Here is a 19889-nt window from a genome sequence, read left to right as displayed (position 1 = left end):
GCCGTGATGACGGTGCTCCGCCCGGACGGGCCGGACGCTCCGGAGCCCGTTCCGGAGGAGCCGAAGACCCGGTGGAACACGGCCGGCCTGCGCCGCAAGGTGCTCATCGGCGCCGTCGTGGTGTGGGCCGTGGCGATCACCGCGCTGGTGGCCGTCCGCGGCGGCGCGGATCCCGCCGCACCCGTGGCCGCCCCGCAGGCCTCGCCCTCGGCCTCCCCGGCCCCGCTCACCGTGGCGGAGATCTACCAGGCGCTCGCCCCGTCGGTGGTGCTGATCCGGACCACCGGGCACGACTCCGCGGACAAGGCCGAGGCCGGCACCGGGACCGGCGTGATCGCCAACGCCGACGGCACCGTCCTCACCGCACTGCACGTCGTCGACGGCGCCGAGGCGGTGAATCTGACCTACGCCGACGGCACCACGGCCGCCGCCGTGGTCACCAGCCGCAACCCGGCCCAGGACATCGCCACCCTGACCCCGCAGAAACTGCCGGAGACCCTGGTTCCGGCCGTGCTCGGCGGCGGCGGCGCGATCGGCGACGACGTGGTGGCGATCGGCAACCCGCTCGGCCTCACCTTCAGCACCACCAGCGGCGTCGTCTCCGGGCTGCAGCGCCGGATCGACGGCGAGACCGGCAAACCGGACATCGAGGGGCTCATCCAGTTCGACGCGGCGGTCAACCCGGGCAACTCCGGCGGCCCGCTGATCAACGACCGCGGGCAGGTGATCGGCATCGTCATCGCGCTCGCCAACCCCAGCGGCGCCGGCACCTTCATCGGCATCGGTTTCGCCGTCCCGATCGGCTCCGCCCTCGGCGGTGGCGAGGGTGACGGCCAGGCACCGCCCCTCTGATTCCCGTGCGACCAAGAGCAAGGACGGATACATGAGCTGGACCGACGCCCCGCCCGCCTCCGCCGGCCCGATCGAGAAGGTGCTCTACGAGGTCAAGAAGACCATCGTCGGCCAGGACAACCTCCTGGAGCGGCTGATCGTGGCGCTGCTGGCCCGCGGGCACATCCTGGTCGAGGGCGTGCCCGGCCTGGCCAAGACCCTCGCCGTGAAATCCCTCGCCGAGGCGATCGGCGGCGACTTCCACCGGGTCCAGTTCACCCCGGACCTGGTGCCCGCCGACATCGTCGGCACCCGGATCTACCACCAGCGCAGCGGTGAGTTCCAGGTGCAGCTCGGCCCGGTCTTCACCAACCTGCTGCTGGCCGACGAGATCAACCGGGCGCCGGCCAAGGTGCAGAGCGCGCTGCTGGAGACCATGCAGGAACGGCAGGTCACCATCGGCCGCGAGACCCATCCGCTGCCGAACCCGTTCCTGGTCATGGCCACCCAGAACCCGATCGAGAACGAGGGCGTCTATCCACTGCCCGAGGCCCAGGTCGACCGGTTCATGATGAAGGTCGTCGTCGGCTACCCGAGCGTCACCGAGGAGTTCGTCGTCGTCGAACGGGCGCTCGGCCGGGCCGCCACGATTCAGAAGATCATCGACCCGGTGGTGCTGGCCGGGCTGCAGGACGAGGTCGACCGGGTCTATGTGGACCCGTCACTGATCGAGTTCGCGGTCAACCTGGCGCACGCCACCCGCGACCCGGCCCGGGTCGGCCTCACCGACCTCGCGCGGTACGTCACGTTCGGCGCCAGCCCGCGATCCTCGATCAGCCTGGTCCTGGCGGCCCGGGCGCTCGCCTACATCCGCGGCCGGGAGTACGTGGTGCCCGAGGACCTCAGCGACCTGGCCCTGGACGTGCTCCGGCACCGCCTCGTCCTGTCGTACGAGGCACTCTCCGACGAGGTCACCGCCGACCTGATCATCGCCAAGATCCTGGCGAACATCACGTTCCCGGAACCCGCGGGCCGGGGCCGGTAGATGACCGGCACCCCCGACCGGTTGCTGCGGCGCCTCGAGTGGAAGCTCGGGCGCCGCCTCGACGGGCGCCTGCAGGGGTCCTACCGGACGGTGTGGCACGGCGCCGGGCTGGACTTCACCGACCTGCGCTCCTACACGCCGGAGGACGACGTACGGCACATCGACTGGAACGTGACGGCGCGCCTGGACGAGCCGTTCGTCCGGCAGTACACCGAGGACCGGGAGATGACCGCCTGGCTGGTCGTGGACCGGTCGGCGTCGATGCGGGCGGGGAAGTCGTCGTCGGCGGCCGAGTTGGCGATCAGTATCGCCCGGTTGATCTCCCAAGGCGGTAACCGCGTCGGGGCTCTTCTCTTCGACAATCAGTCGCACCGGGTGGTCCCCCCGCGGGCCGGGCGGGATCAGGTGCTGCGGATCGCGCGCGATCTCACCACCACCCTTATACCGAAAAAATCGGACAAAACTACGGATTTGGCGGCGATGCTACGGCTGGCCGCGACCACCACGTCGAAACGCCGCAGCCTTGTCTTCGTGATGAGCGACTTCATCGGCGACCCCGGCTGGGACCGCCCTCTCGCCCAGCTCAACCACCGCCACGAGGTCGTCGTCATCCGCGTCGTCGACCCGGCCGAGATGGACCTGCCCGACCTCGGCCTGATCCTCGTCGAGGACGCCGAGACCGGGGAACAGCTGCTCGTCGACACCAGCGACCCGCTGCTGCGGGCCAGGCTCACCGAACAGGTCGGCGCCCGCGAGGCCGAACTCGCCGACGGCATGCGCAAGGCCGGGGTCGACGCCCACCGGATCACCACCGACCAGGACATGCTCACCACCCTGGTCGACATGGTCCGCCGATCCGGACGGAGACGCCGGTGACCTTCCTGTACCCGGCGATGATCGCGGTCGCCGCCGTCCTCACCGCGGCTGCCGTCTACGGCTACACCACCCTGCAGAAACGCCGTACCGCCGCGTTCCGGGCGGCCGGTTTCGGGCCGCCGAAAGGCTTCCGGCGCCACCTGCCGTACGCGCTCCTGCTCGCCGCCCTCCCGGTCATGCTGATCGGGCTGGCCCGCCCGCAGGCCGAGGTCGCCGTCCCCCGGGTCGCCGGCACCGTCCTGCTCGCCTTCGACATCTCCAACAGCATGTCCGCCACCGATGTCGCCCCGAGCCGGCTCGCCGCCGCGCAGGCGGCCGCCACGACGTTCGTCGAGGACCAGCCGGACACCGTCGACGTCGGCGTGCTCGTCTTCGGCGACACGGCGCTGCTGACCCAGGCGCCGACCGACGACCACGCCGCCGCGATCGCCGCGATCGGGCGGGTCGCGCCCAGCGGCGGCACCTCGCTCGGCCAGGCCATCCTGGTCGCGCTCGGCACCATCACCGGCAAACCGGTCAGCCTCCCGGAGGAGGGCGCGGCCCCGGCCGGCCCGGACCTGGGGTACTGGCCGTCCGCGACGATCGTGGTCTTCTCCGACGGCGAGGAGACCGGCGGGCCGGACGTGCAGGCCGCCGCTGAACTCGCGGCCGCCGCCGGGGTACGGATCCAGACCGTCGGCGTCGGCACCGCCCAGGGCGCCACCGTCGAGGTCGACGGGTTCCAGCTCGGCACCGCCCTCGACGAGACGCTGCTGACCACGGTGGCGCAGGTGACCGGCGGGGCGTACCGGCAGGCCGGGGACGCCGCCTCGCTCGCCGCCAGCACCGGCGCCATCGACCTCCGGCTCACCACCGAGAAGAAGCCGATCGAGCTGACCGCGCCGTTCGCGGCCGTGGCCCTGCTGCTCCTGACGCTCGGCGGGCTGCTGGGCACCCGCTGGAACGGAAGGATCGTCTGATGTCGCTGAGCTGGCCGTGGGCGCTGCTCGCGCTGCTGGCCGTACCCCTGCTGCTCGTGGTCCGCTGGTGGCTGAACCGGCGCCGCAAGCGGAGCGCGGTCACGGTGTCGAGCATCGCGCTGATCCGGGCCGCGCTGCCCGGCCGGACCGCGTGGCGCCGCCGCGTCCCGGTCTACCTGTTCCTGGCCGGCCTGGTCGCGCTCGCCGCCGGGGTGGCCCGGCCGCAGGCGTCGGTCGCGGTGCCGTCCAACGACACCACGATCCTGCTGGCCATCGACGTGTCCGGCTCGATGTGCAACACCGACATCGCCCCGAACCGGCTCGCCGTCGCCGTCGACGCCGCCCGCGAGTTCGTCGAGTCCCAGGAGGGCGACACCCGGATCGGGCTGGTCGCGTTCTCCGGGATCGCCGGGCTGCTGGTCCCGCCGACCGCCGACAAGCAGCCGCTGCTGGAAGCCATCGACAACCTGAAGACGGCCCGCGGCACCGCGATCGGCCAGGCCATCCTCACCTCGATCGACGCCATCGCCGAGATCAACCCGGAGGTGGCCGCGACCGGCGTGGAACTCAGCGGCGCCACCCCGGACGGCACACCGGTCGACTACGAGCCGGACACCATCGTGGTGCTCACCGACGGCTCCAACACCACCGGCGTCGACCCGGTCACCGCCGCCGAACAGGCCGCCGCCCGCCGCCTGCGCGTCTACACGATCGGGTTCGGCACCACCGACCCGCAGCAGATGGTCTGCACCGCCGACCAGGTCAGCGGCGACTCCGCCTTCACCGGCGGCGGCTTCGGCGGCAACGGCTTCGGTGGCGGCGGACGCGGCGGCGGCAACCGGGAGATCGACGAGGAGGCGCTGACCGAGGTCGCCGACCTGACCGGCGGCCGCTACTTCAAGGCCCAGGACGCCGAACAGCTCACCGACGTCCTCGGCGACCTGCCCCGCGAGTTCGGCCTGACCAGGCAGAACGTCGAGATCAGCGTCTGGTTCCTGCTGCTCGGCACGCTGCTGGTGACCGCGGGCGTCACCCTCTCCCTCTGGTGGAACCGCGGCCCCGCGCCGCGTCGCTCACCGTAAACCCTTATTCGGTACGCCGTGCGCCGCCCCGCCGAACTCGACCGTCCCGTCAGCCTCCCCGCGAGGCAGGCGACGGGTCACGGCCGACTCGCGGCCTGCGGGCCGAATGCGGTGGTCCCGGTCACCCCAGCCGTCGCTCAGACCTGTTTTGCGTCTTCGGAAGCCGGTGTGGGTGACGGCTGGCGGTTGTGGCGGTTCGTGAGCCGTCGTTCAGGCCGGTTTCGGGTCTTCGGAAGCCGGTGTGGGTGACGGCTGGCGGTTGTGGCGGTTCGTGAGCCGTCGTTCAGGCCTGTTTTGCGTAGCCTGCGCCGGCGGGCCGAACCTTCGGGACTGCTACGGCGTACCGGGAGAAGGGTTTGAAGTAAGGCGGCGGTGACGTTGGGCGGCCATCCGGACCGGGGCGTTGGGTTCGCCGAAGCGGGCGTAGCCGTGGCGGCGTTCGACGATCTCGAAGAAGACGCGGCCGCCGAAGACGGGGGTGTAGAGGTGCAGCAGTTCGCCGCCGGACGGGTCGCGGTCGTAGAGGATGCCGTGGCGGCGCAGCGTGGCCAGGACGTCGTCCGGGAGGGCGAACCGGGCCGCCAGGTCGTCGTAGTAGTTGTCCGGGACCGGCAGGGTCGGGCAGGTCAGGGCCGCGGCGGTGGCGACGATGTCGTCGGTGGTGAACGCGACGTGCTGCGGGTCGGCGACCGCCGGCGCCCACTCGCCGCGGCGCAGCAGGGCGACGGTGAGGGCGACCTGGACCGCGCGGGTCGGGTCGGCGACGGCGCGGGAGCGCATCAGGCCGAACGGGGCGGCGTACTCCTCGGTGGCGAGATGGTCCAGGCCCAGCACCGAGTGGTAGAACAGCCCGGCCTCGTCGAAGTGGTCGAACGGCTGCGCCAGGCCCAGATGGTCGACGGTGAGCAGGCCGGCGGGCGCGGCGCCGGCCCCGGTGGGCAGGAAGTCGGACCGCCAGTCGTCGCCGGGTGGGGTGACGAAGACGCTGGTGCCGTCGGGGGCGGTGATCGCGGCGAGTTCGGCCTCGCCCGGCTCGCGGACGTTCGGGTGGGCGGGGGCCAGCAGCGCCGCGGCGCGGTTCAGTGAGCGGGCCGGATCCTCGGAGGTGACGGCGAAGGCGCTGATCGCGGCGGGGCCGGGCCGGGTGACGGCGCTGTTCAGGACGATGCGGCAGGAGTTCTGTTCCCAGAGTTCGACGGGTTTGGTGCGGTGCTGGCCGGTGTGCGCGAAACCGAGGCCGCGCAGCGCGGACCGGAGTTCGGGGCCGGATCGGCCGTCGACGTCGAACTCGGTGAAGGCGTGCCCGGCCAGCGCGGGGGCCGGCGGCAGGTGCGGCGAGATCTGATCCTCGAGGGCGATCAGGGAGCGCATCGCGTCGACGGCGGTGCGGGCCGGGTCGGACTGCCGGAACACGTCGTTGAAGACCTCCAGCGACAGTGGGCCGTCGTAGCCGGCGGCGAGCACCAGGCGTACGAAAGCAGGCAGGTCGAAAGCGCCCTGACCGGGGAAGAGCCGGTGGTGGCGGCTCCACTGCAGCACGTCCATGCTCAGGTGCGGGGCGTCCGCCAGCTGCAGGAAGAAGATCTTGCCGGGGGTGATGTCGGCGATCCCGGCGGGGCTTACTTCGCGGGACAGTACGTGGAACGAGTCGAGGCACAGCCCCAGCGCGGGATGGTCGGCGCGTTGCACGATCCGCCATGAGCGGTCCCATGTGGAGACGTGACGACCCCAGGCCAGAGCTTCGTAGGCGATCCGCATGCCGTGGTCCTGGGCGCGCCCGGCCAGGAGCGCCAACTGTGAGGCGGCGAGATCGTCATCGTCGATCGCGTCGAGGGAGACCGAAGAGCAGACGAGGACGGTGTCGACGCCGAGGTCGGCCATCACCGCGAACTTCCGGTCCGCTCTGTCCAGATTTTTCGTGACAAGGTCGGCGGGGACCGCCTCGAAGTCACGGAACGGCTGGTAGAGGTCGATGCTGAGGCCCAGGTCGGCACACCGTTTCCGGATCTCGGACGGTGCGAGCGGAGACACCACGAGATCGTTCTCGAAGATCTCGATGCCGTCGAACCCGGCGGCGGCCGCGGCCGTCAGCTTGTCGTCGAGGGTCCCGGACATGCACACCGTGGCGATCGACCGCCGCATTGCTACCTCATTTCCGTAAATATCCTGTCACCAGGTCGCCGAGCATGGTGCGGTAGTGCTCGCGGTGGTCCGGGGCGAGCAGATCCCGGTCGAACAGCGCGCCCCAGGTGTGCCGGTTCGCGACGCGGAAGAAACAGAACGAACTGATCATCATGTGTACGTCGAGCGCGTCCACGTCGTCCCGGAAGAGGCCGTCCTCGACGCCCCGGGTGAGGACGCCGGCGAGCAGGTCCACCGCCGAGCTGTTCAGGTCGACGAGCCGGGCGACATGGTTCATGTGTTTGGCGTGCTGCGCGTTCTCGACCCCGACCAGCTTGATGAACGCGGGATGCGCCTCGTGGTGGTCGAAGGTGACCTCGGCGAGCCGGCGGACCGCGGCCACCGGGTCGAGGTGGTCGACGTCGGCGGTCCGTTCGGCGGCCCGGATCTCCGCGTACGCCCGCTCCAGAACGGCCAGGTAGAGCTGCTCCTTCCCGCCGAAGTAGTAGTAGATCATCCGTTTCGTGGTGCGCGTGCGGGCGGCGATCTCGTCGACCCGGGCACCGCTGTAGCCGCGTTCGGCGAACTCCTCGGTGGCCACGTCGAGGAGTTCGGTTCGGGTGCGTTCGGCGTCGCGCCGCCGTTCCGCCACGGCCTTCTCCTGCGTCATGGCACCAAGTCTGCCGTGGGCCTTGACAGTGTCGGCCGTCACACCCGATAACTAACGTACCAGTTCGTACATAAGAAGTGGAGATCGATATGGCGTCCTGCCGATGCGGGTTGATCGGGACCGGGATCGGCACGTCGCTGTCACCGGCGCTGCACGAGGCCGAGGGGCGCCACCACCACCTCGGGCTCACCTACGAGCTGTTCGACGCCGAGCACCCCGCGGACCTCGAACGGCATCTCGACGACGCCGAACGCGCCGGCTTCGCCGGGCTCAACATCACCCACCCGTTCAAACAGCAGGTCATCAAGCACCTCGACGACCTGTCACCGCAGGCCCGGGACATCGGAGCGGTCAACACCGTGGTGTTCCGGGACGGGCGGCGGCAGGGCCACAACACCGACGCGTACGGGTTCGCCGAGTCCTTCCGTGGGCAGCTGTCCGGCGCGGCCACCGGCCACGTGGTGCAACTGGGCGCCGGGGGCGCGGGGGCCGCCTGCGGTCACGCGCTGCGCGGCCTGGGCGTGGACCGGCTGACCATCGTGGACCCGGACCCCGGCCGCGGCGCCGACCTGGCCGATCGTCTCGGCGCCGAACACGTGCGGGAAGCCGGGCCGGACCTGCTCGCCGACGCCGACGGCCTGGTCAACGCCAGCCCGATCGGCATGCATCACCACCCGGGGATGCCGCTGCCCGCCCTGGCGCTGCACCGCGGCCTGTGGGTCTTCGACATCGTCTACATGCCGGTCGAGACGGAGCTGCTCCGCGCCGCCCGTGCCGCCGGCCTGCAGGCGGTCGGCGGCACGGCGATGTGCGCCTACCAGGCCGCCGCCGCGTTCGAGCTGTTCACCGGGCGTACCCCCGATATCGCGCGGATGTTGCTTCACCTCTCCCACCTCCTGGAGCGGCAATGTTGACCGACACCACCACCCGTGAACTCCCCGAACCCTTGTCGCTGCGCAGAATGATCGGCCCCGGCATCATCGCCGTCGGGATCGGCATGGCGGCCGGCGAGATCATCCTCTGGCCGTACCTGACCGCGATCGGCGGTCTCGGCCTGCTCTGGCTGGCGTTCACCACGCTGGCCGTGCAGTTCGTCATCAACATGGAGATCGAGCGGTACACCCTGGCCACCGGGCAGACCGTGATCGGCGGCTTCTCCCGCTGGTGGAAGGGCTGGGGCATCCTGATCTGCCTGGCCGGCGCGTTCCAGTACGTCTGGCCCGGCTGGGCGACCAGCGGCTCCACCGTCTTCACGTACCTCGTCGGGGGTGGCGACCCGGTCTGGATCACCGTGGCCAGCCTGGTGATCGTCGGCGTGCTGCTGTCGCTGTCCAAGGTGGTCTACAAGACCGTCGAGCGGGTGGAGACCGTCAAGGTCGCCCTGACGCTGTTCTTCCTCGCCGTCGTGGTCGTCTTCGTCATCTCGCTGACCACCTGGGGCGACGGCGCGAAGGCCACGGTCACCGAGTTCGGGCAGATCCCGGCCGGCATCACGTTCACCATGCTGCTCAGCGCGATCGGCGCGGCCGGCGCCGGCGGTGTGCACAACCTGGTGCTGAGCAACTGGATCCGGGACAAGCGGTACGGCATGGGCGCCCACGTGCCGCGCCTGATCTCGCCGATCACCGGCCAGGAGGAGGCGGCAGGCGGCGACCGGTACACGTTCCCGCTCGACGAGACCTCGCTGGGCCGCTGGAAGGTGTGGTGGAAACGGGCGAACGCCGAGCACCTGGTCACGTTCGTGGCGGTCTGTTTCGTGACGATCGGCGTGATGAGCCTGCTCGCGTACGAGACCCTGTTCGGCCGCAACGACCTCAAGTCCGACCCGTCGTTCCTGCGGATCCAGGGGAGCATCTTCGAGGCCGAGGTCGGCACCTGGCTCAAGCTGCTGTTCCTGGCCGTCGCGGCGGTGTCGCTGTGGGCGGCGGCGATGGGCCTGCTCGACATCATCGGCCGGGTCGCGTCGGACTTCCTGCGCCGCAACTACCTCGAGGGTTCGACCCGCTGGACCGAGCCGCGCCTCTACCTGATCGTGGTGTGGGCGGAGATCGTGCTCGGCTCGGCGATCCTGCTGGCCGGTTTCAGCCAGCCGCTCGGCCTGCTGATCGTCTCCACCTGCGCGGCCTCGGTGGTGACGCTGCTCTACTCGATCCTGCTGGTCCGCCTCAACACCAGAGATCTTCCGGCTCCGGTACGGATGAAGGGCTGGCGCCTCGGCGGCATGATCGTGGCGATCGCCTTCTACGGCTTCTTCGCCGTCGCCATGGTCGTCACCCAGCTCGACAAACTCTGAACCCCGCGTGTGGATTTCGGCCGCGTATGACTGCCGAAATCCACACGCTTTCCGGTGTGTGTAGTTCGGCCGCGATACGCGCCCGAACTACACACGCGGGGTTCAGGCCCGGCGCTTGCGGGTCCAGGAGAAGCCGATCAGGCCGGTGATCGCGGCGAGCACGCCACCGCCGGCCGTCCAGATCCAGCGGGACGAGAAGTCCGGCAGCCAGTCCATCGACAGAGAGAACGTTCCGTCCTCCTCCGCGACCGGGGTGGTCGTCGGGACGCTGGTCAGCACCTTGCCCGGCTTGTTGTTCGGGAACAGCGGCGCCGACAGCTCGCCCTGGTCGCCCCCGGTGTCCCCGGTCGGGGCCGTCAGATCCAGCGTGACGCCGACCGGCAGGCCCAGGTCCTTCTCCGGCAGTTCGGTGGACACCTTGACGAAGTAGGTGCCCGGCAGCGGGTCGCCGTCCCACGGCTCGGCCCAGGACCGGATCTGGCGCAGCCGGCAGCCCAGCTTCACCTCGGTGGCCGTGGTGGCGGCGATCGGGCTCTGCTCACCGGCCACGCACGCCTGCCGGCGCCGCAGCCCGTCGAAGACCTCGACGGTCCACGCCTGGGAGCCGGTACGGTCGGCGGCCGGCGGCAGGGTCACCGCGATCGCCAGTTCCGGGCGCTGCCCGGCCTCGGCGGGGAACGACCAGTACAGGTAGTCGCCGGTCACGGCGGCGACCTCGACCGGCTGCCCGGGGGCGATCGGCACCGCGGTCAGGAACGAGGTGCCGACGGTGTTCACCCCCTTGATCGGGGTGGGCCCGTCCGACGGGTCGGCGAGCGCGGGCGGGGCGGCGAGCGCGACCAACGCGACCGCCGCCGCGGTGACGAGGAAGGACCTCATGTCAGTTCTCCCTCCACTTGGCGACCCACCAGCGGGTCAGCCAGCCGGCCAGCACACCGGCGACCAGGCCGGCGATCGCGAGCACGAACAGCAGCAGCCAGCCGCGGCCCAGCCCGGGCGCGTCCGGCGCCTGCGAGGCCGCGACCACGTCGATGCTCAGCTCGACCGGCATGCCGGGGGCCCCGGCCGCGGTCGCCGAGGCGAACGAGTTGCTGACCACCAGGCAGACCTCGCCCGGCTTCGCGTCCTCGCCGGCCTCCTCCGCCGTCGCCGACCAGCGCAGTCCGGCGGAGAGCACGTCGGAACGCCCGCTGCCCGCGTCCACCCCGCGGACCAGCTCACGGCCGTCCACGGTGGTCGCCGTCAGCAGGATCCCGTAGTCCCGGTTGAGCGGCCGGTCCAGGGCGATGCTGACCGACGCGCGGACCTCCTGGTCCGCGGTCAGGGGCACCCGGTAGAAGCGGTGCTCGCCGATCAGCTCCCGGTCGGTGTAGACACCGGCGTCCAGCAGCGGCGCGGTCGCGCAGTCCTTCGCGCCGGCGACCACGGCCGGGGTGACCGGCACCGGCGTCGCGGCCCGGTCCACGAGCTGCTTGATCCGGTCGGTCAGCTCCTCCTCGCTCTGCGCGGCGGCGTACGTGCCACCGGTCGCCTGCGCCACACAGACCAGCTGCTTGCGGGTCTTCTCGTCGGGCGCCAGGCCGAGCGTGTCGACGACCAGGTCGGTGCCCTGCGCGGCCAGTTGCCGGGCCACGTCGCAGGGGTCCGGCGGGGTGCAGGTGTCCTCGCCGTCGGTGATCAGGACGATCCGGCGGGCCGCTCCCTGCCCCTCCAGGTCCTTCGCCGCCGAGCGCAGCGCCAGCCCGATCGGGGTGTAGCCGGTCGGTTTCAGGGTGGCGATGGCGTTCTTCGCCGCGACCCGGTTGACCTGCCCGACCTTCACGATCTGCTGGGTGTCCTGGCAGCCGAGCTTCTTGTTCTTGCCGCCGTACGTCGCCCCGAGCACCCGGATCCCCAGCTGCGTCGTCTCCGGCAGCGCGTCGACCACGTCGTTGAAGGCCCGCTTGGCGACCGTCATCCGGGTCTCGCCGTCGATGTCGGCGGCCTTCATCGACCCACTGACGTCGAGCACCAGCTCCACCACGGGCGGCTCGGTCTCGGTCTCGTCGGCGTGCGCGGGGGCCGCTCCCATGAAGGCGGAGGCCGCGATCAATCCTATTGCTGCCACTAAGGACAGTTTTCTATGGACCACGCGGCAAGATCATAAAGACACTTCATTCGTACGGGTCAACGGCACCCCCCAACCGCGCTGCCGCTCCCGTGGCAGTCCTCCGCGATGTCCGCGGTGGTTCCGGCCGAATCGCGGCCGGCGGGCTGTGCGCCAGCCGGATCCGACCGGCCTGCCGAAAGCCCGCGTTTCGGTCCCGGCCGGTGCGGGCGGCGCGCCGCGGACCCGGAAAGGGTTCGACCTATCGGTAGGCGGCGTGGCCGGTCAGGGTCTGGCCGATGACCAGGGTGTGGATCTCGGAGGTGCCCTCGTAGGTGAGGACCGACTCCAGGTTGTTGGCGTGGCGGAGCGGGGAGTACTCCAGGGTGATGCCGCTGCCGCCGAGGATGGTGCGGCACTCGCGGGCGATGGCGAGGGCCCGGCGTACGTTGTTGAGCTTGCCGACGCTGATCTGGTGCGGCTTGATCGTGCCGGCGTCCTTGAGGCGGCCCAGGTGCAGGGCGAGCAGGGCGGCGGTGTTCAGGTCGACCGCCATGTTCGCCAGCTTCTCCTGGGTGAGCTGGAAGGCGGCGATCGGCTTGCCGAACTGGATCCGCGCGTTCGCGTAGTCGATCGCGGTGCGCAGCGCGTCGAGGGCGGCCCCGGTGGCGCCGAAGACGATGCCGAAGCGGGCCTCGCTCAGGCAGCTCAGCGGCGCGCCGAGACCGGTCGCCAGCGGCAGCCGGGCGGAATCGGGCAGCCGGACGTCGTCCAGGGACAGCTCGCCGGTGATCGAGGCGCGCAGGGACAGCTTGCGCTTGATGGTGCGGGTGGTGAAGCCGGGGGTGTCCTTCGGGACCAGGAAGCCGCGGATGCCCTCGTCGGTGCGGGCCCAGACGGTCGCGACGTCGGCGACGCTGCCGTTGGTGATCCACATCTTGGAGCCGTTGAGGAGCCAGTCGCCGCCGTCGCGGACCGCCCGGGTGCGCATGTTCGCCGGGTCGCTGCCGAAGTCGGGCTCGGTCAGGCCGAAGCAGCCGAGCGCCTCGCCGGCCGCCATCCGCGGCAGCCATTCCTGTTTCTGCTCCTCGGAGCCGTACTTCCAGATCGAGAACATCGCGAGCGAGCCCTGCACCGAGACGAAACTGCGCAGGCCGGAGTCGCCGGCTTCGAGTTCCAGGCAGGCTAGGCCGTACGCGACGGCGCTCGTCCCGGCGCAGCCGTAACCGTCCAGGTGCATCCCGAGGACGCCGAGCTTGCCGAGTTCCGGGGCGAGTTCGCGGGGGAAGGTGCCTGCTTCGAACCAGTCCGCGACGTACGGCCGGACGTGCTCGGCCACGAACCGGCCGACCGTCTCGCGGATCTGCCGTTCCTCGTCGCTGAGCAGGCTGTCGAAATCGAGAAGATCGAGCGGATCGGTGATGGTCATGCCCTGATTCTGCAACGACGGGCTCGTCAGCGTTCTCCCAGCGCCCATGATCTAGCCTCTTGATCATGGCGGCCTCGATACCTGGACTGAGCGACCTCGTCGATCCCGGCGTCCGCGACGCGGTCGCGGCCTTCCTGGCGGAGGTGGAGAACGACCTGCGGGCCGCCGTGCGGAGCCCCGACCCGCTGATCGACGAGGCCGCCGCGCACCTGGTGCGGGCCGGCGGGAAGCGGTTCCGCCCGCTGACCGTCTCGCTCTGCGCCCAGCTCGGCGACCCGGACCGGCCCGAGCTGCTCACCTCCGCGGTGCTCATGGAGCTCACCCACCTGGCCACCCTCTATCACGACGACGTGATGGACGAGGCGCCACTGCGCAGGGGCGCGGCCAGCGCGAACTCGCGGTGGAGCAACCGGATCGCCGTGTACGTGGGTGACTTCCTGCTGGCCCGGGCAGCGCAGATGGCCGCCGGGCTCGGTGACGAGGCGGTCCGGTTGCAGGCGAGCACCCTCGCTCAGCTGGTGCGGGGCCAGCTGGCGGAGACGGTCGGCCCACGGGGCGGCGACCCGATCCGTCACCACCTGCGCGCGGTCGAGGACAAGACCGCCTCGCTGATCGCGACCTCGGCCCGGTTCGGTGGCCTCTTCTCCGGCCTGCCGGCGCGGCACGTCGAGACGCTCGCCGAGTTCGGCACCGCGATCGGCATCGCCTTCCAGCTCTCCGACGACCTGCTCGACATCGCCTCCGAGACCGCCCAGTCCGGCAAGACGCCCGGCACCGACCTGCGGGAGGGCGTGCCGACCCTGCCGGTGCTCTACGCGTTGTCCGATCCTGCGGCCGGCCATCCCCGCCTGCGGGAACTCCTTGCGAAGGGCCCTCTCACGGACGATGCGGAACACGCCGAGGCGCTCGGTCTGCTGCGCGAGTCGGCGGCGCTGAAACAGGCACGGGAGACCGTGCACGGGTATGCCGCGGCGGCCCGGGGCAGCGCCCGCACCCTGCCGGCCGGAGCGGCCCGCCGGGCGCTGGAGCAACTCTGCGAATACATCGCGGACCGAACCGGCTGAAACTCTCCACTCCCACGCCTCGCTGCCGATGGTGGCCTAGAAGAGGTCTGCGTCCGAAAGCAGCGGGGAGTGAGATGCGTAGCGAACGTGTCGGCCGTCATGGCGATGAGGGATTCACCCTCATCGAGATGCTGGTGGCGCTCACCGTGCTCAGCGTCACCATGGCCGGGCTGGGCGCGTTCTTCGTGAACAGCTCGCTGACCGTCGCGCAGCAGCGTGATCAGCGCAACGCCGCGGTGCTCGCGAGCAACGTGCTGGAGCAGATCCGCGCCCTCGAGGAGGCCGCGCTGCTCGACGGCCGTGGCCAGGCCAAGGTCGACAAACAGTTCCAGGACGCCGCCGCCGGTCCTTTCAAGGACAAATTGAAGCCGTACTTCGACAACATGGATGCCGAGGGCATCGCCGGCGCGAGCGGCGGCGAGAACGCGGCCCTGCCGACCGCACGGAAGACGTCGAGCGTCAGCGGCACCACCTTCGGGCAGACCGTCTTCGTCGGGCCCTGCGAGGTGTACGTGGACCTCGACGACGACAACTGCGTCCGGCCACTGGAGGCCGGCAATCCGAAGCGGCCGGACGATCTCTGGATCCTGCAGTACTTCCGGGTGGTCGTGCTGATCGACTGGCAGAACAAGAGCTGCACCGCGAACATCTGCGGTCACGTCGCCTCCACGCTGATCTCCCGCAAGGCGGACGACGCCGCGTTCAGCTCCAAGCGCGGCTGGCCGGACATCTGGCCGCCGTACATGAAGACCTTCTACCGGGGCATCAGCAGCGTCAACGTCAAGATGAACGTGCGCGGCGGCAACCTGCCCAACCACTGGACCGCGGTCAACCTGCCGGACGGTCTCAAGATCGACGAGCTGACCGGCAACATCACCGGAACTCCGACCAAGGTCGGCACCTGGTCCTACGCCACCACGGGCACCTTCATCAGGGTGGTCGAGAACGAGGCGCCCGCCGGTTCGGTGTCCCCCCGGGCCGACCAGGACACCACGTTGACGTGGAAGGTGGTCGAGCCGCCCACCCTCACCCTCAACCCGGCGCCGGTGAGCAACATCGGCGCCGCGGTGAACCTGAAGCTGCTGACCGGTGGAGTGGCGCCGTTCACGCTCGCCGCCGTACCGGCGCTGCCCGCCGGGCTGACCCTGAACGACGACGGCTCGATCACCGGCACCGCGACCCAGACCTACACCACCACCGTCACGGTGGCCGACGTCAACGACATGAAGGCGTCGCTGACCTTCACGCACACCGTCTACCAGCCGCTCGCCGTCACCACGGTCACGGACCAGAAGGTGGCGGTCCTCTCGACGGTCACCATCCCCGTGACGGCCACGGGCGGCGACGGCAAGTACACGTACAGCGCCACCGGTCTTCCGTCGGAACTCGCGATCGATCCCGCTTCGGGCGTGATCTCGGGGCTGCCGGTGCTCACGCCGGGCCGCTACCTGCCGGTCGTCACCGTGAAGGACGGGCGGGGCGCCACGGTGACCAGCACCTTCGTCCTGGAGGTCATTTCGCCGGACGGGCTGCGGATCACCTCCCCGGCGGGCAACCTGACCACGCCCCGGAACCAGAAGGTCGACCTGACGGTCACGACCAACGCCGACGAGATCGGCGCGAAGGGCACCAAGATCGACGTGGTCAGCGAGCTGACGCTGCCGCCGGGCGTGACGTGGAACAAGGGCAAGGGCGCCTTCAGCGGCACACCGATCGTTCCCGGCACGTACCTCGTCACCGTGACGGCGACCAGCACGAACCCGGTCACGGCGAACGCCCTCTTCGCCTTCGTCTGGACAGTCAGTTGAACGGGGAGGAGTCCCGCATGCGGCAGTGGACATGCCGCCGGCCGGCCGGCGACGAGGGTTTCTCGCTGACCGAGGTGGTGGCGGCGATGGCGGTCATGTCCGTGGTGATGGCCGTCGTCACGACCTCGCTCATCCGGATGTTCTCCGATGTCAAGCGGACCGAGCAGATGGCGGTCGCCGCCGACCAGCTGGACAACAGTTTCGGACGGCTCGACCGTGAGCTGCGGTACGCGACCCACGTCTCCGCTCCCGGGAAGGGGGCGGACGGCACCCGCTGGTACATCGAGTACGCCGTCCCGCCGCGGCAGAAGCTGTCGACGGACATCACCGATCCGCAGTCACGCTGCCGGCAGCTCCAGTTCGACACCAAGGAGAACGCCTTGCGGCTGGCGACGTGGGAGCTGCCGAACCTGACGCCGAGCAGACCGGCCACTCTCGCCACGGACGTCTTCCTCGACGAGAGCGCGCTGCCGTTCACCGTCTACCAGCCGGGTCCCGCGACCACGACGGTCACTCCCGGGCTGGTCTCGGTGCCGGGCAACAAGTACTCGATGATCCAGCTCCGCTTCAAGGCGACGAGCGGCGACCTGGATCAGCCGGTCGACCTCACCTTCACCTCCCAGAACATCACCAGCGACACCATTGCCAGCCCGCAGACGGAGAAGCGATGCAGCCAAGCAGCGAGGCCGTGACCATGACGAAGCCGCGGGGAACCGACGACGACCGTGGGTCGCTGACCATGGCGCTGCTGGCGGTCGTCATCGGGCTGTCCCTCTCGGTGGCCCTGCTGCCGGTGGTGGTCCGCCAGGTTCAGAGCTCCCGGGTGGTGAAGGACCGTACCGTTGCTCTCACCGGGGCCCGGATCGGTTTGGACGTCGTGATGGCCCGGGTCGCTGCGGCCTCCTACGGCACCGCCGACGAGAAGACCGGCCTTCTGGAGAACCTGCCGGGTTGCCTCATCAAGGGCGACGCCGGGGTGGGCGGGGAGAAACTCCAGTACGAGGTGGAGATCAAGTACTACAAGGAGGACGGCACGTACATGCCGTGCCCGATCAAAGAGGCCCCGAAGACCGCGAAGCTGTTCTCCAAGGGCGTGGGCACTCTCAACATGGCCGCTCCGGGCAGCGCCAAGGAGGAGTACCTCTCCCGCAGCCTGGACGCGACGTACACCTTCAAACTCGACAACCGGAACCTGCAGAGCACCGGTGGTGTGATCCGGATCGACTCCTCCACGACCGGCTTCCTCTGCATGGATGCCGTGACGAACTTCCCGGCGCCGGGCGCGCCGCTCAAGATGCGCACCTGCAACGGCGGCAGCACGCAGCAGTTCGAATACACCAAAGAGCTCTACATCAAACTGGTCAATTCCACCTCGGCCACCTACCCGAACGGCATGTGCGTGTTCGCGGCGACGGATCACGCCGTGGGCAAGCAGGTCGGTTTCCAGCCCTGCCCGAGTCCGAGCGGGACCATCAACCCGCTCTACCAGTGGAGTCTCGACAACAGCAGCTTCCTCAAGTCGACGAGCGCCGACCGGAAGGTGGAGAACTTCTGCATCAGCCTGACCACGGCGAACAAGGTCGACTCCACCGTCCAGCTGGGCTCCTGCGGCAGCAGCAACTCGGCCGTGAACGTGTGGCGGTTCGACGCCGGGGTCGGCGCCGGCATGGCCGGCGAGGAGACGTACCAGCTGGTCAATTACGCCCAGTTCAGCCGCTGCCTGGACGTCACCAGCCGGTCCACGTCCTCGACGTACATGATCGCGTGGTTCTGCAAACAGGACCCCAACGGTGTCGTCGACTGGAACCAGACCTGGCTGCACCCGGTTCCGGTGGAGCCGGCGACCGAGAAGAAGGGCGTCATCTACGTCATCACGGGTGGTTCCCGGTTCTGCCTGAAGTCGCCGCTGGTGGCCACCTCCAGCAGCTGGGTGACGGTGACGAAGACCGGCTGCCCGCAGACGAACGTCACCGCCCTGACCGGCATCTCCTCCGACCTGATCTGGAACGTGCGGCGCGCCACGAAGAGCTACACCACCAGTTACCGCATCGAGGACAGCGCGGGTTTCTGCCTGCAGCCGACCGACCTGAAGACCGGCGTCAAGAACGTGGACCTGCACGCGGACGGGACGAGCAAGGTCAAGGTCGCCACGTGCAGCAGCTCCGAGCTGCAGAAGTGGAACGCCCCGCCGAACATCAGCAACTCCAGCCCGATCACCGACATCATCGAGAACTGACCACTGCCGTGGCCCGTACCACTCAGAAGAAGTTGCCGTAGACGTCCAGCGAAGCGGACCCGGTGGCGGCGACGGCCTGGTAGGTGTCGCCGCCCGCGCCGCGGCCGCCGGCCGGGTAGGTGTATTTCGCCGTGAACGTGTAGGTTCCCGGCGCCAGGGTGTCGGCTGAGGCGAGGGTGAAGCGGTAGAGCAGCGCGCCGGGCTCCTCGGTGACCGCGGTGGTGACGCTGGCGCCGGGCGTCTGCTTGGTGCCGCCGCGGGAGACGAGACCTTCGGTACGGGCCACCCGGATCACCACCTCCAGCGCGGTGAGTTCCTCGGTCGTCTTCAGGGTGATCACGCTCGCGCCCTGGGTGTCGCCGCTGTCCGGGTCGATCGAGCCGTCCGACCAGAGCGGCCCCTGCGACTCGCGGGTGAACCCGGGCTGCCCCTTGGTGAGCCCCGGGGACGGGGCCGTGGTGGCCGGCTCGCCACCGGCCGGGGTGGTGCGGGACGGGGACGGCCGGGTGGTGGTGGGACTCGCCGGGGTGGGACTCGCCGGGGTGGCAGGCGACGGGCTGCTCACCGCGGGGCGGGGAGCGGTCGTCGTGGGCGCCACCGTCGGCGCCGCGGTCGTGGGGGACGGCTGGGCCTCGTCCCGGTCGTCGGCGCCGGCCAGGGCCCACGTGCCGACCCCGCCCCCGCCGAAGATCGCGACGACGGCGGCGACGACGGCGGCCATCCGCACCCGTGGCCCGCGCCGGCCGGGCATCGCGGCAGGCCGGCGGGAACCGCTCTCCCGCATCGCGGCCATGGAGATCCGGTCCAGCATGGCCTCGCGGTCCGGGGTGTGCGCCTCGGCCTCGACCCGCAACGCGGCCCGCAGTTGCTCGTCGGAGAGCCTCATCGTGCCGCCTCCCAGCCGTCGATGCGGACATGGTCGCCCAACAGGTCGGCGAGCTGTTTCGCGCCCCGGGAGGTCGCGCTCTTCACCGCGCCGACGGAGATGCCCAGGATCGTCGCGACCTCACGTTCCGGCAGGTCGAAGGCGTACCGCAGGACGACGCAGGCGCGCCGCCGATGCGGCAGCCGGCGCAGCGCCCCGCGCACGTCGAGGACGGCCGGAACGTCGGTGTCCCGGTCGCGGCGCAGCGCGTCGAACGAGAGCAGGCGTTCCCGGCTGCGGCGGCGTACCCAGTTGCGGGCCAGGTTCATCACGATGCCGTGGCCGTAGGCGACCGGGTCGTCGGCCGCGTTCACCCGGTCCCAGTGCCGCCACACCTCGGTCAGCGCGTCGGCGGCCAGGTCGTCGGCCACGTCGGTCTCGCCGGTCATCAGGAACGCCAGACGCGACAGCGAGGCATGATGCCGCTCGAAATACGCGCGGAACGCCTCGTCACGCATCGGCAC

18 protein-coding genes are annotated in these 19889 nt (G+C 70.4%); 11 read left to right on the top strand and 7 right to left on the bottom strand.

Annotated features, from left to right (window positions below; all coding sequences use genetic code 11):
• Positions 1-6 precede the first annotated feature (6 nt).
• From ACZ3II_RS14605 to ACZ3II_RS14585, 5 genes are read left to right on the top strand one after another with little or no spacing between them, the layout of a single operon-like run.
• Positions 7-852: a S1C family serine protease gene (locus ACZ3II_RS14605; protein ID WP_465518137.1), complete on the top strand. Its 846-nt coding sequence runs from the start codon at positions 7-9 to the stop codon at positions 850-852.
• A 31-nt stretch (positions 853-883) separates the two neighbouring features.
• Positions 884-1876, top strand: coding sequence for an AAA family ATPase (locus ACZ3II_RS14600; protein ID WP_465518136.1), 993 nt, complete (start codon positions 884-886; stop codon positions 1874-1876).
• A complete protein-coding gene (locus tag ACZ3II_RS14595; RefSeq protein ID WP_465518135.1) occupies positions 1877-2752 on the top strand; it encodes a DUF58 domain-containing protein in 876 nt (291 codons plus the stop codon).
• A complete protein-coding gene (locus ACZ3II_RS14590; RefSeq protein WP_465518134.1) occupies positions 2749-3711 on the top strand; it encodes a VWA domain-containing protein in 963 nt (320 codons plus the stop codon). Before ACZ3II_RS14595 ends, ACZ3II_RS14590 begins: the two co-directional genes overlap by 4 nt.
• A complete protein-coding gene (locus tag ACZ3II_RS14585) occupies positions 3711-4793 on the top strand; it encodes a VWA domain-containing protein (RefSeq protein WP_465518133.1) in 1083 nt (360 codons plus the stop codon). Before ACZ3II_RS14590 ends, ACZ3II_RS14585 begins: the two co-directional genes overlap by 1 nt.
• 333 nt (positions 4794-5126) lie before the next feature.
• On the opposite strand, the gene ACZ3II_RS14580 is transcribed toward ACZ3II_RS14585, so the two are convergent.
• Both ACZ3II_RS14580 and ACZ3II_RS14575 read right to left on the bottom strand, forming a co-directional pair.
• Positions 5127-6935, bottom strand: a complete 1809-nt coding sequence (locus ACZ3II_RS14580) for a bifunctional sugar phosphate isomerase/epimerase/4-hydroxyphenylpyruvate dioxygenase family protein (RefSeq protein WP_465518132.1) — start codon at positions 6933-6935, stop codon at positions 5127-5129.
• A 7-nt stretch (positions 6936-6942) separates the two neighbouring features.
• Positions 6943-7584, bottom strand: a complete 642-nt coding sequence (locus ACZ3II_RS14575) for a TetR/AcrR family transcriptional regulator (RefSeq protein ID WP_465518131.1) — start codon at positions 7582-7584, stop codon at positions 6943-6945.
• 89 nt (positions 7585-7673) lie between these two features.
• On the opposite strand from ACZ3II_RS14575, the gene ACZ3II_RS14570 reads away from it, so the two are divergent.
• Positions 7674-8498, top strand: coding sequence for a shikimate dehydrogenase (locus tag ACZ3II_RS14570; protein WP_465518130.1), 825 nt, complete (start codon positions 7674-7676; stop codon positions 8496-8498).
• Positions 8492-9877: an Nramp family divalent metal transporter gene (locus ACZ3II_RS14565; protein ID WP_465518129.1), complete on the top strand. Its 1386-nt coding sequence runs from the start codon at positions 8492-8494 to the stop codon at positions 9875-9877. The genes ACZ3II_RS14570 and ACZ3II_RS14565 overlap by 7 nt, the downstream gene beginning before the upstream one ends.
• A gap of 102 nt (positions 9878-9979) precedes the next feature.
• On the opposite strand, the gene ACZ3II_RS14560 is transcribed toward ACZ3II_RS14565, so the two are convergent.
• The 3 genes from ACZ3II_RS14560 to ACZ3II_RS14550 all read right to left on the bottom strand — a co-directional run bounded on the left by ACZ3II_RS14560 (position 9980) and on the right by ACZ3II_RS14550 (position 13392).
• A complete protein-coding gene (locus ACZ3II_RS14560) occupies positions 9980-10756 on the bottom strand; it encodes a peptidase (protein ID WP_465518128.1) in 777 nt (258 codons plus the stop codon).
• Position 10757: 1 nt separating this feature from the next.
• Positions 10758-12008, bottom strand: a complete 1251-nt coding sequence (locus ACZ3II_RS14555) for a VWA domain-containing protein (RefSeq protein ID WP_465518127.1) — start codon at positions 12006-12008, stop codon at positions 10758-10760.
• A 217-nt stretch (positions 12009-12225) separates the two neighbouring features.
• Positions 12226-13392: an acyl-CoA dehydrogenase family protein gene (locus tag ACZ3II_RS14550; RefSeq protein ID WP_465518126.1), complete on the bottom strand. Its 1167-nt coding sequence runs from the start codon at positions 13390-13392 to the stop codon at positions 12226-12228.
• A gap of 65 nt (positions 13393-13457) precedes the next feature.
• Between ACZ3II_RS14550 and ACZ3II_RS14545 the strand changes: the two genes are divergently transcribed.
• The 4 genes from ACZ3II_RS14545 to ACZ3II_RS14530 all read left to right on the top strand — a co-directional run bounded on the left by ACZ3II_RS14545 (position 13458) and on the right by ACZ3II_RS14530 (position 18500).
• Positions 13458-14456, top strand: coding sequence for a polyprenyl synthetase family protein (locus tag ACZ3II_RS14545; protein ID WP_465518125.1), 999 nt, complete (start codon positions 13458-13460; stop codon positions 14454-14456).
• Positions 14457-14530: 74 nt separating this feature from the next.
• Entirely contained in the window at positions 14531-16264 is a 1734-nt protein-coding gene (locus ACZ3II_RS14540; protein WP_465518124.1) for a putative Ig domain-containing protein, read from the top strand.
• A 17-nt stretch (positions 16265-16281) separates the two neighbouring features.
• The gene (locus ACZ3II_RS14535; RefSeq protein WP_465518123.1) at positions 16282-16956 is read left to right on the top strand and encodes a prepilin-type N-terminal cleavage/methylation domain-containing protein; all 675 of its coding nucleotides are present in this window, start codon (positions 16282-16284) and stop codon (positions 16954-16956) included.
• Complete coding sequence (locus ACZ3II_RS14530; protein WP_465518122.1) at positions 16932-18500, top strand: hypothetical protein; 1569 nt, start codon at positions 16932-16934, stop codon at positions 18498-18500. Before ACZ3II_RS14535 ends, ACZ3II_RS14530 begins: the two co-directional genes overlap by 25 nt.
• Positions 18501-18522: 22 nt before the next feature.
• Here the strand turns inward: ACZ3II_RS14530 and ACZ3II_RS14525 are convergent, their stop codons facing one another.
• Both ACZ3II_RS14525 and ACZ3II_RS14520 read right to left on the bottom strand, forming a co-directional pair.
• Complete coding sequence (locus tag ACZ3II_RS14525) at positions 18523-19386, bottom strand: hypothetical protein (RefSeq protein WP_465518121.1); 864 nt, start codon at positions 19384-19386, stop codon at positions 18523-18525.
• A complete protein-coding gene (locus ACZ3II_RS14520; RefSeq protein ID WP_465518120.1) occupies positions 19383-19883 on the bottom strand; it encodes a SigE family RNA polymerase sigma factor in 501 nt (166 codons plus the stop codon). Before ACZ3II_RS14520 ends, ACZ3II_RS14525 begins: the two co-directional genes overlap by 4 nt.
• Between the last annotated feature and the right edge of the window lie 6 nt (positions 19884-19889).

This window comes from Actinoplanes sp. NPDC019969 (assembly GCF_055562375.1).
This window is presented reverse-complemented; position numbering and strand designations above follow the sequence as displayed.

Bases quoted from the DNA above. Each gene is read 5' to 3' on its own strand.
- ACZ3II_RS14595 (WP_465518135.1), top strand. From the start codon at position 1,877: ATGACCGGCACCCCCGACCGGTTGCTGCGGCGCCTCGAGTGGAAGCTC.
- ACZ3II_RS14520 (WP_465518120.1), bottom strand. From the start codon at position 19,883: ATGCGTGACGAGGCGTTCCGCGCGTATTTCGAGCGGCATCATGCCTCG.
- ACZ3II_RS14550 (WP_465518126.1), bottom strand. From the start codon at position 13,392: ATGACCATCACCGATCCGCTCGATCTTCTCGATTTCGACAGCCTGCTC.
- ACZ3II_RS14580 (WP_465518132.1), bottom strand. From the start codon at position 6,935: ATGCGGCGGTCGATCGCCACGGTGTGCATGTCCGGGACCCTCGACGAC.
- ACZ3II_RS14565 (WP_465518129.1), top strand. From the start codon at position 8,492: ATGTTGACCGACACCACCACCCGTGAACTCCCCGAACCCTTGTCGCTG.
- ACZ3II_RS14575 (WP_465518131.1), bottom strand. From the start codon at position 7,584: ATGACGCAGGAGAAGGCCGTGGCGGAACGGCGGCGCGACGCCGAACGC.
- ACZ3II_RS14540 (WP_465518124.1), top strand. From the start codon at position 14,531: ATGCGTAGCGAACGTGTCGGCCGTCATGGCGATGAGGGATTCACCCTC.
- ACZ3II_RS14600 (WP_465518136.1), top strand. From the start codon at position 884: ATGAGCTGGACCGACGCCCCGCCCGCCTCCGCCGGCCCGATCGAGAAG.
- ACZ3II_RS14530 (WP_465518122.1), top strand. From the start codon at position 16,932: ATGCAGCCAAGCAGCGAGGCCGTGACCATGACGAAGCCGCGGGGAACC.
- ACZ3II_RS14560 (WP_465518128.1), bottom strand. From the start codon at position 10,756: ATGAGGTCCTTCCTCGTCACCGCGGCGGCGGTCGCGTTGGTCGCGCTC.
- ACZ3II_RS14570 (WP_465518130.1), top strand. From the start codon at position 7,674: ATGGCGTCCTGCCGATGCGGGTTGATCGGGACCGGGATCGGCACGTCG.
- ACZ3II_RS14545 (WP_465518125.1), top strand. From the start codon at position 13,458: ATGGCGGCCTCGATACCTGGACTGAGCGACCTCGTCGATCCCGGCGTC.
- ACZ3II_RS14585 (WP_465518133.1), top strand. From the start codon at position 3,711: ATGTCGCTGAGCTGGCCGTGGGCGCTGCTCGCGCTGCTGGCCGTACCC.
- ACZ3II_RS14525 (WP_465518121.1), bottom strand. From the start codon at position 19,386: ATGAGGCTCTCCGACGAGCAACTGCGGGCCGCGTTGCGGGTCGAGGCC.
- ACZ3II_RS14535 (WP_465518123.1), top strand. From the start codon at position 16,282: ATGCGGCAGTGGACATGCCGCCGGCCGGCCGGCGACGAGGGTTTCTCG.
- ACZ3II_RS14605 (WP_465518137.1), top strand. From the start codon at position 7: ATGACGGTGCTCCGCCCGGACGGGCCGGACGCTCCGGAGCCCGTTCCG.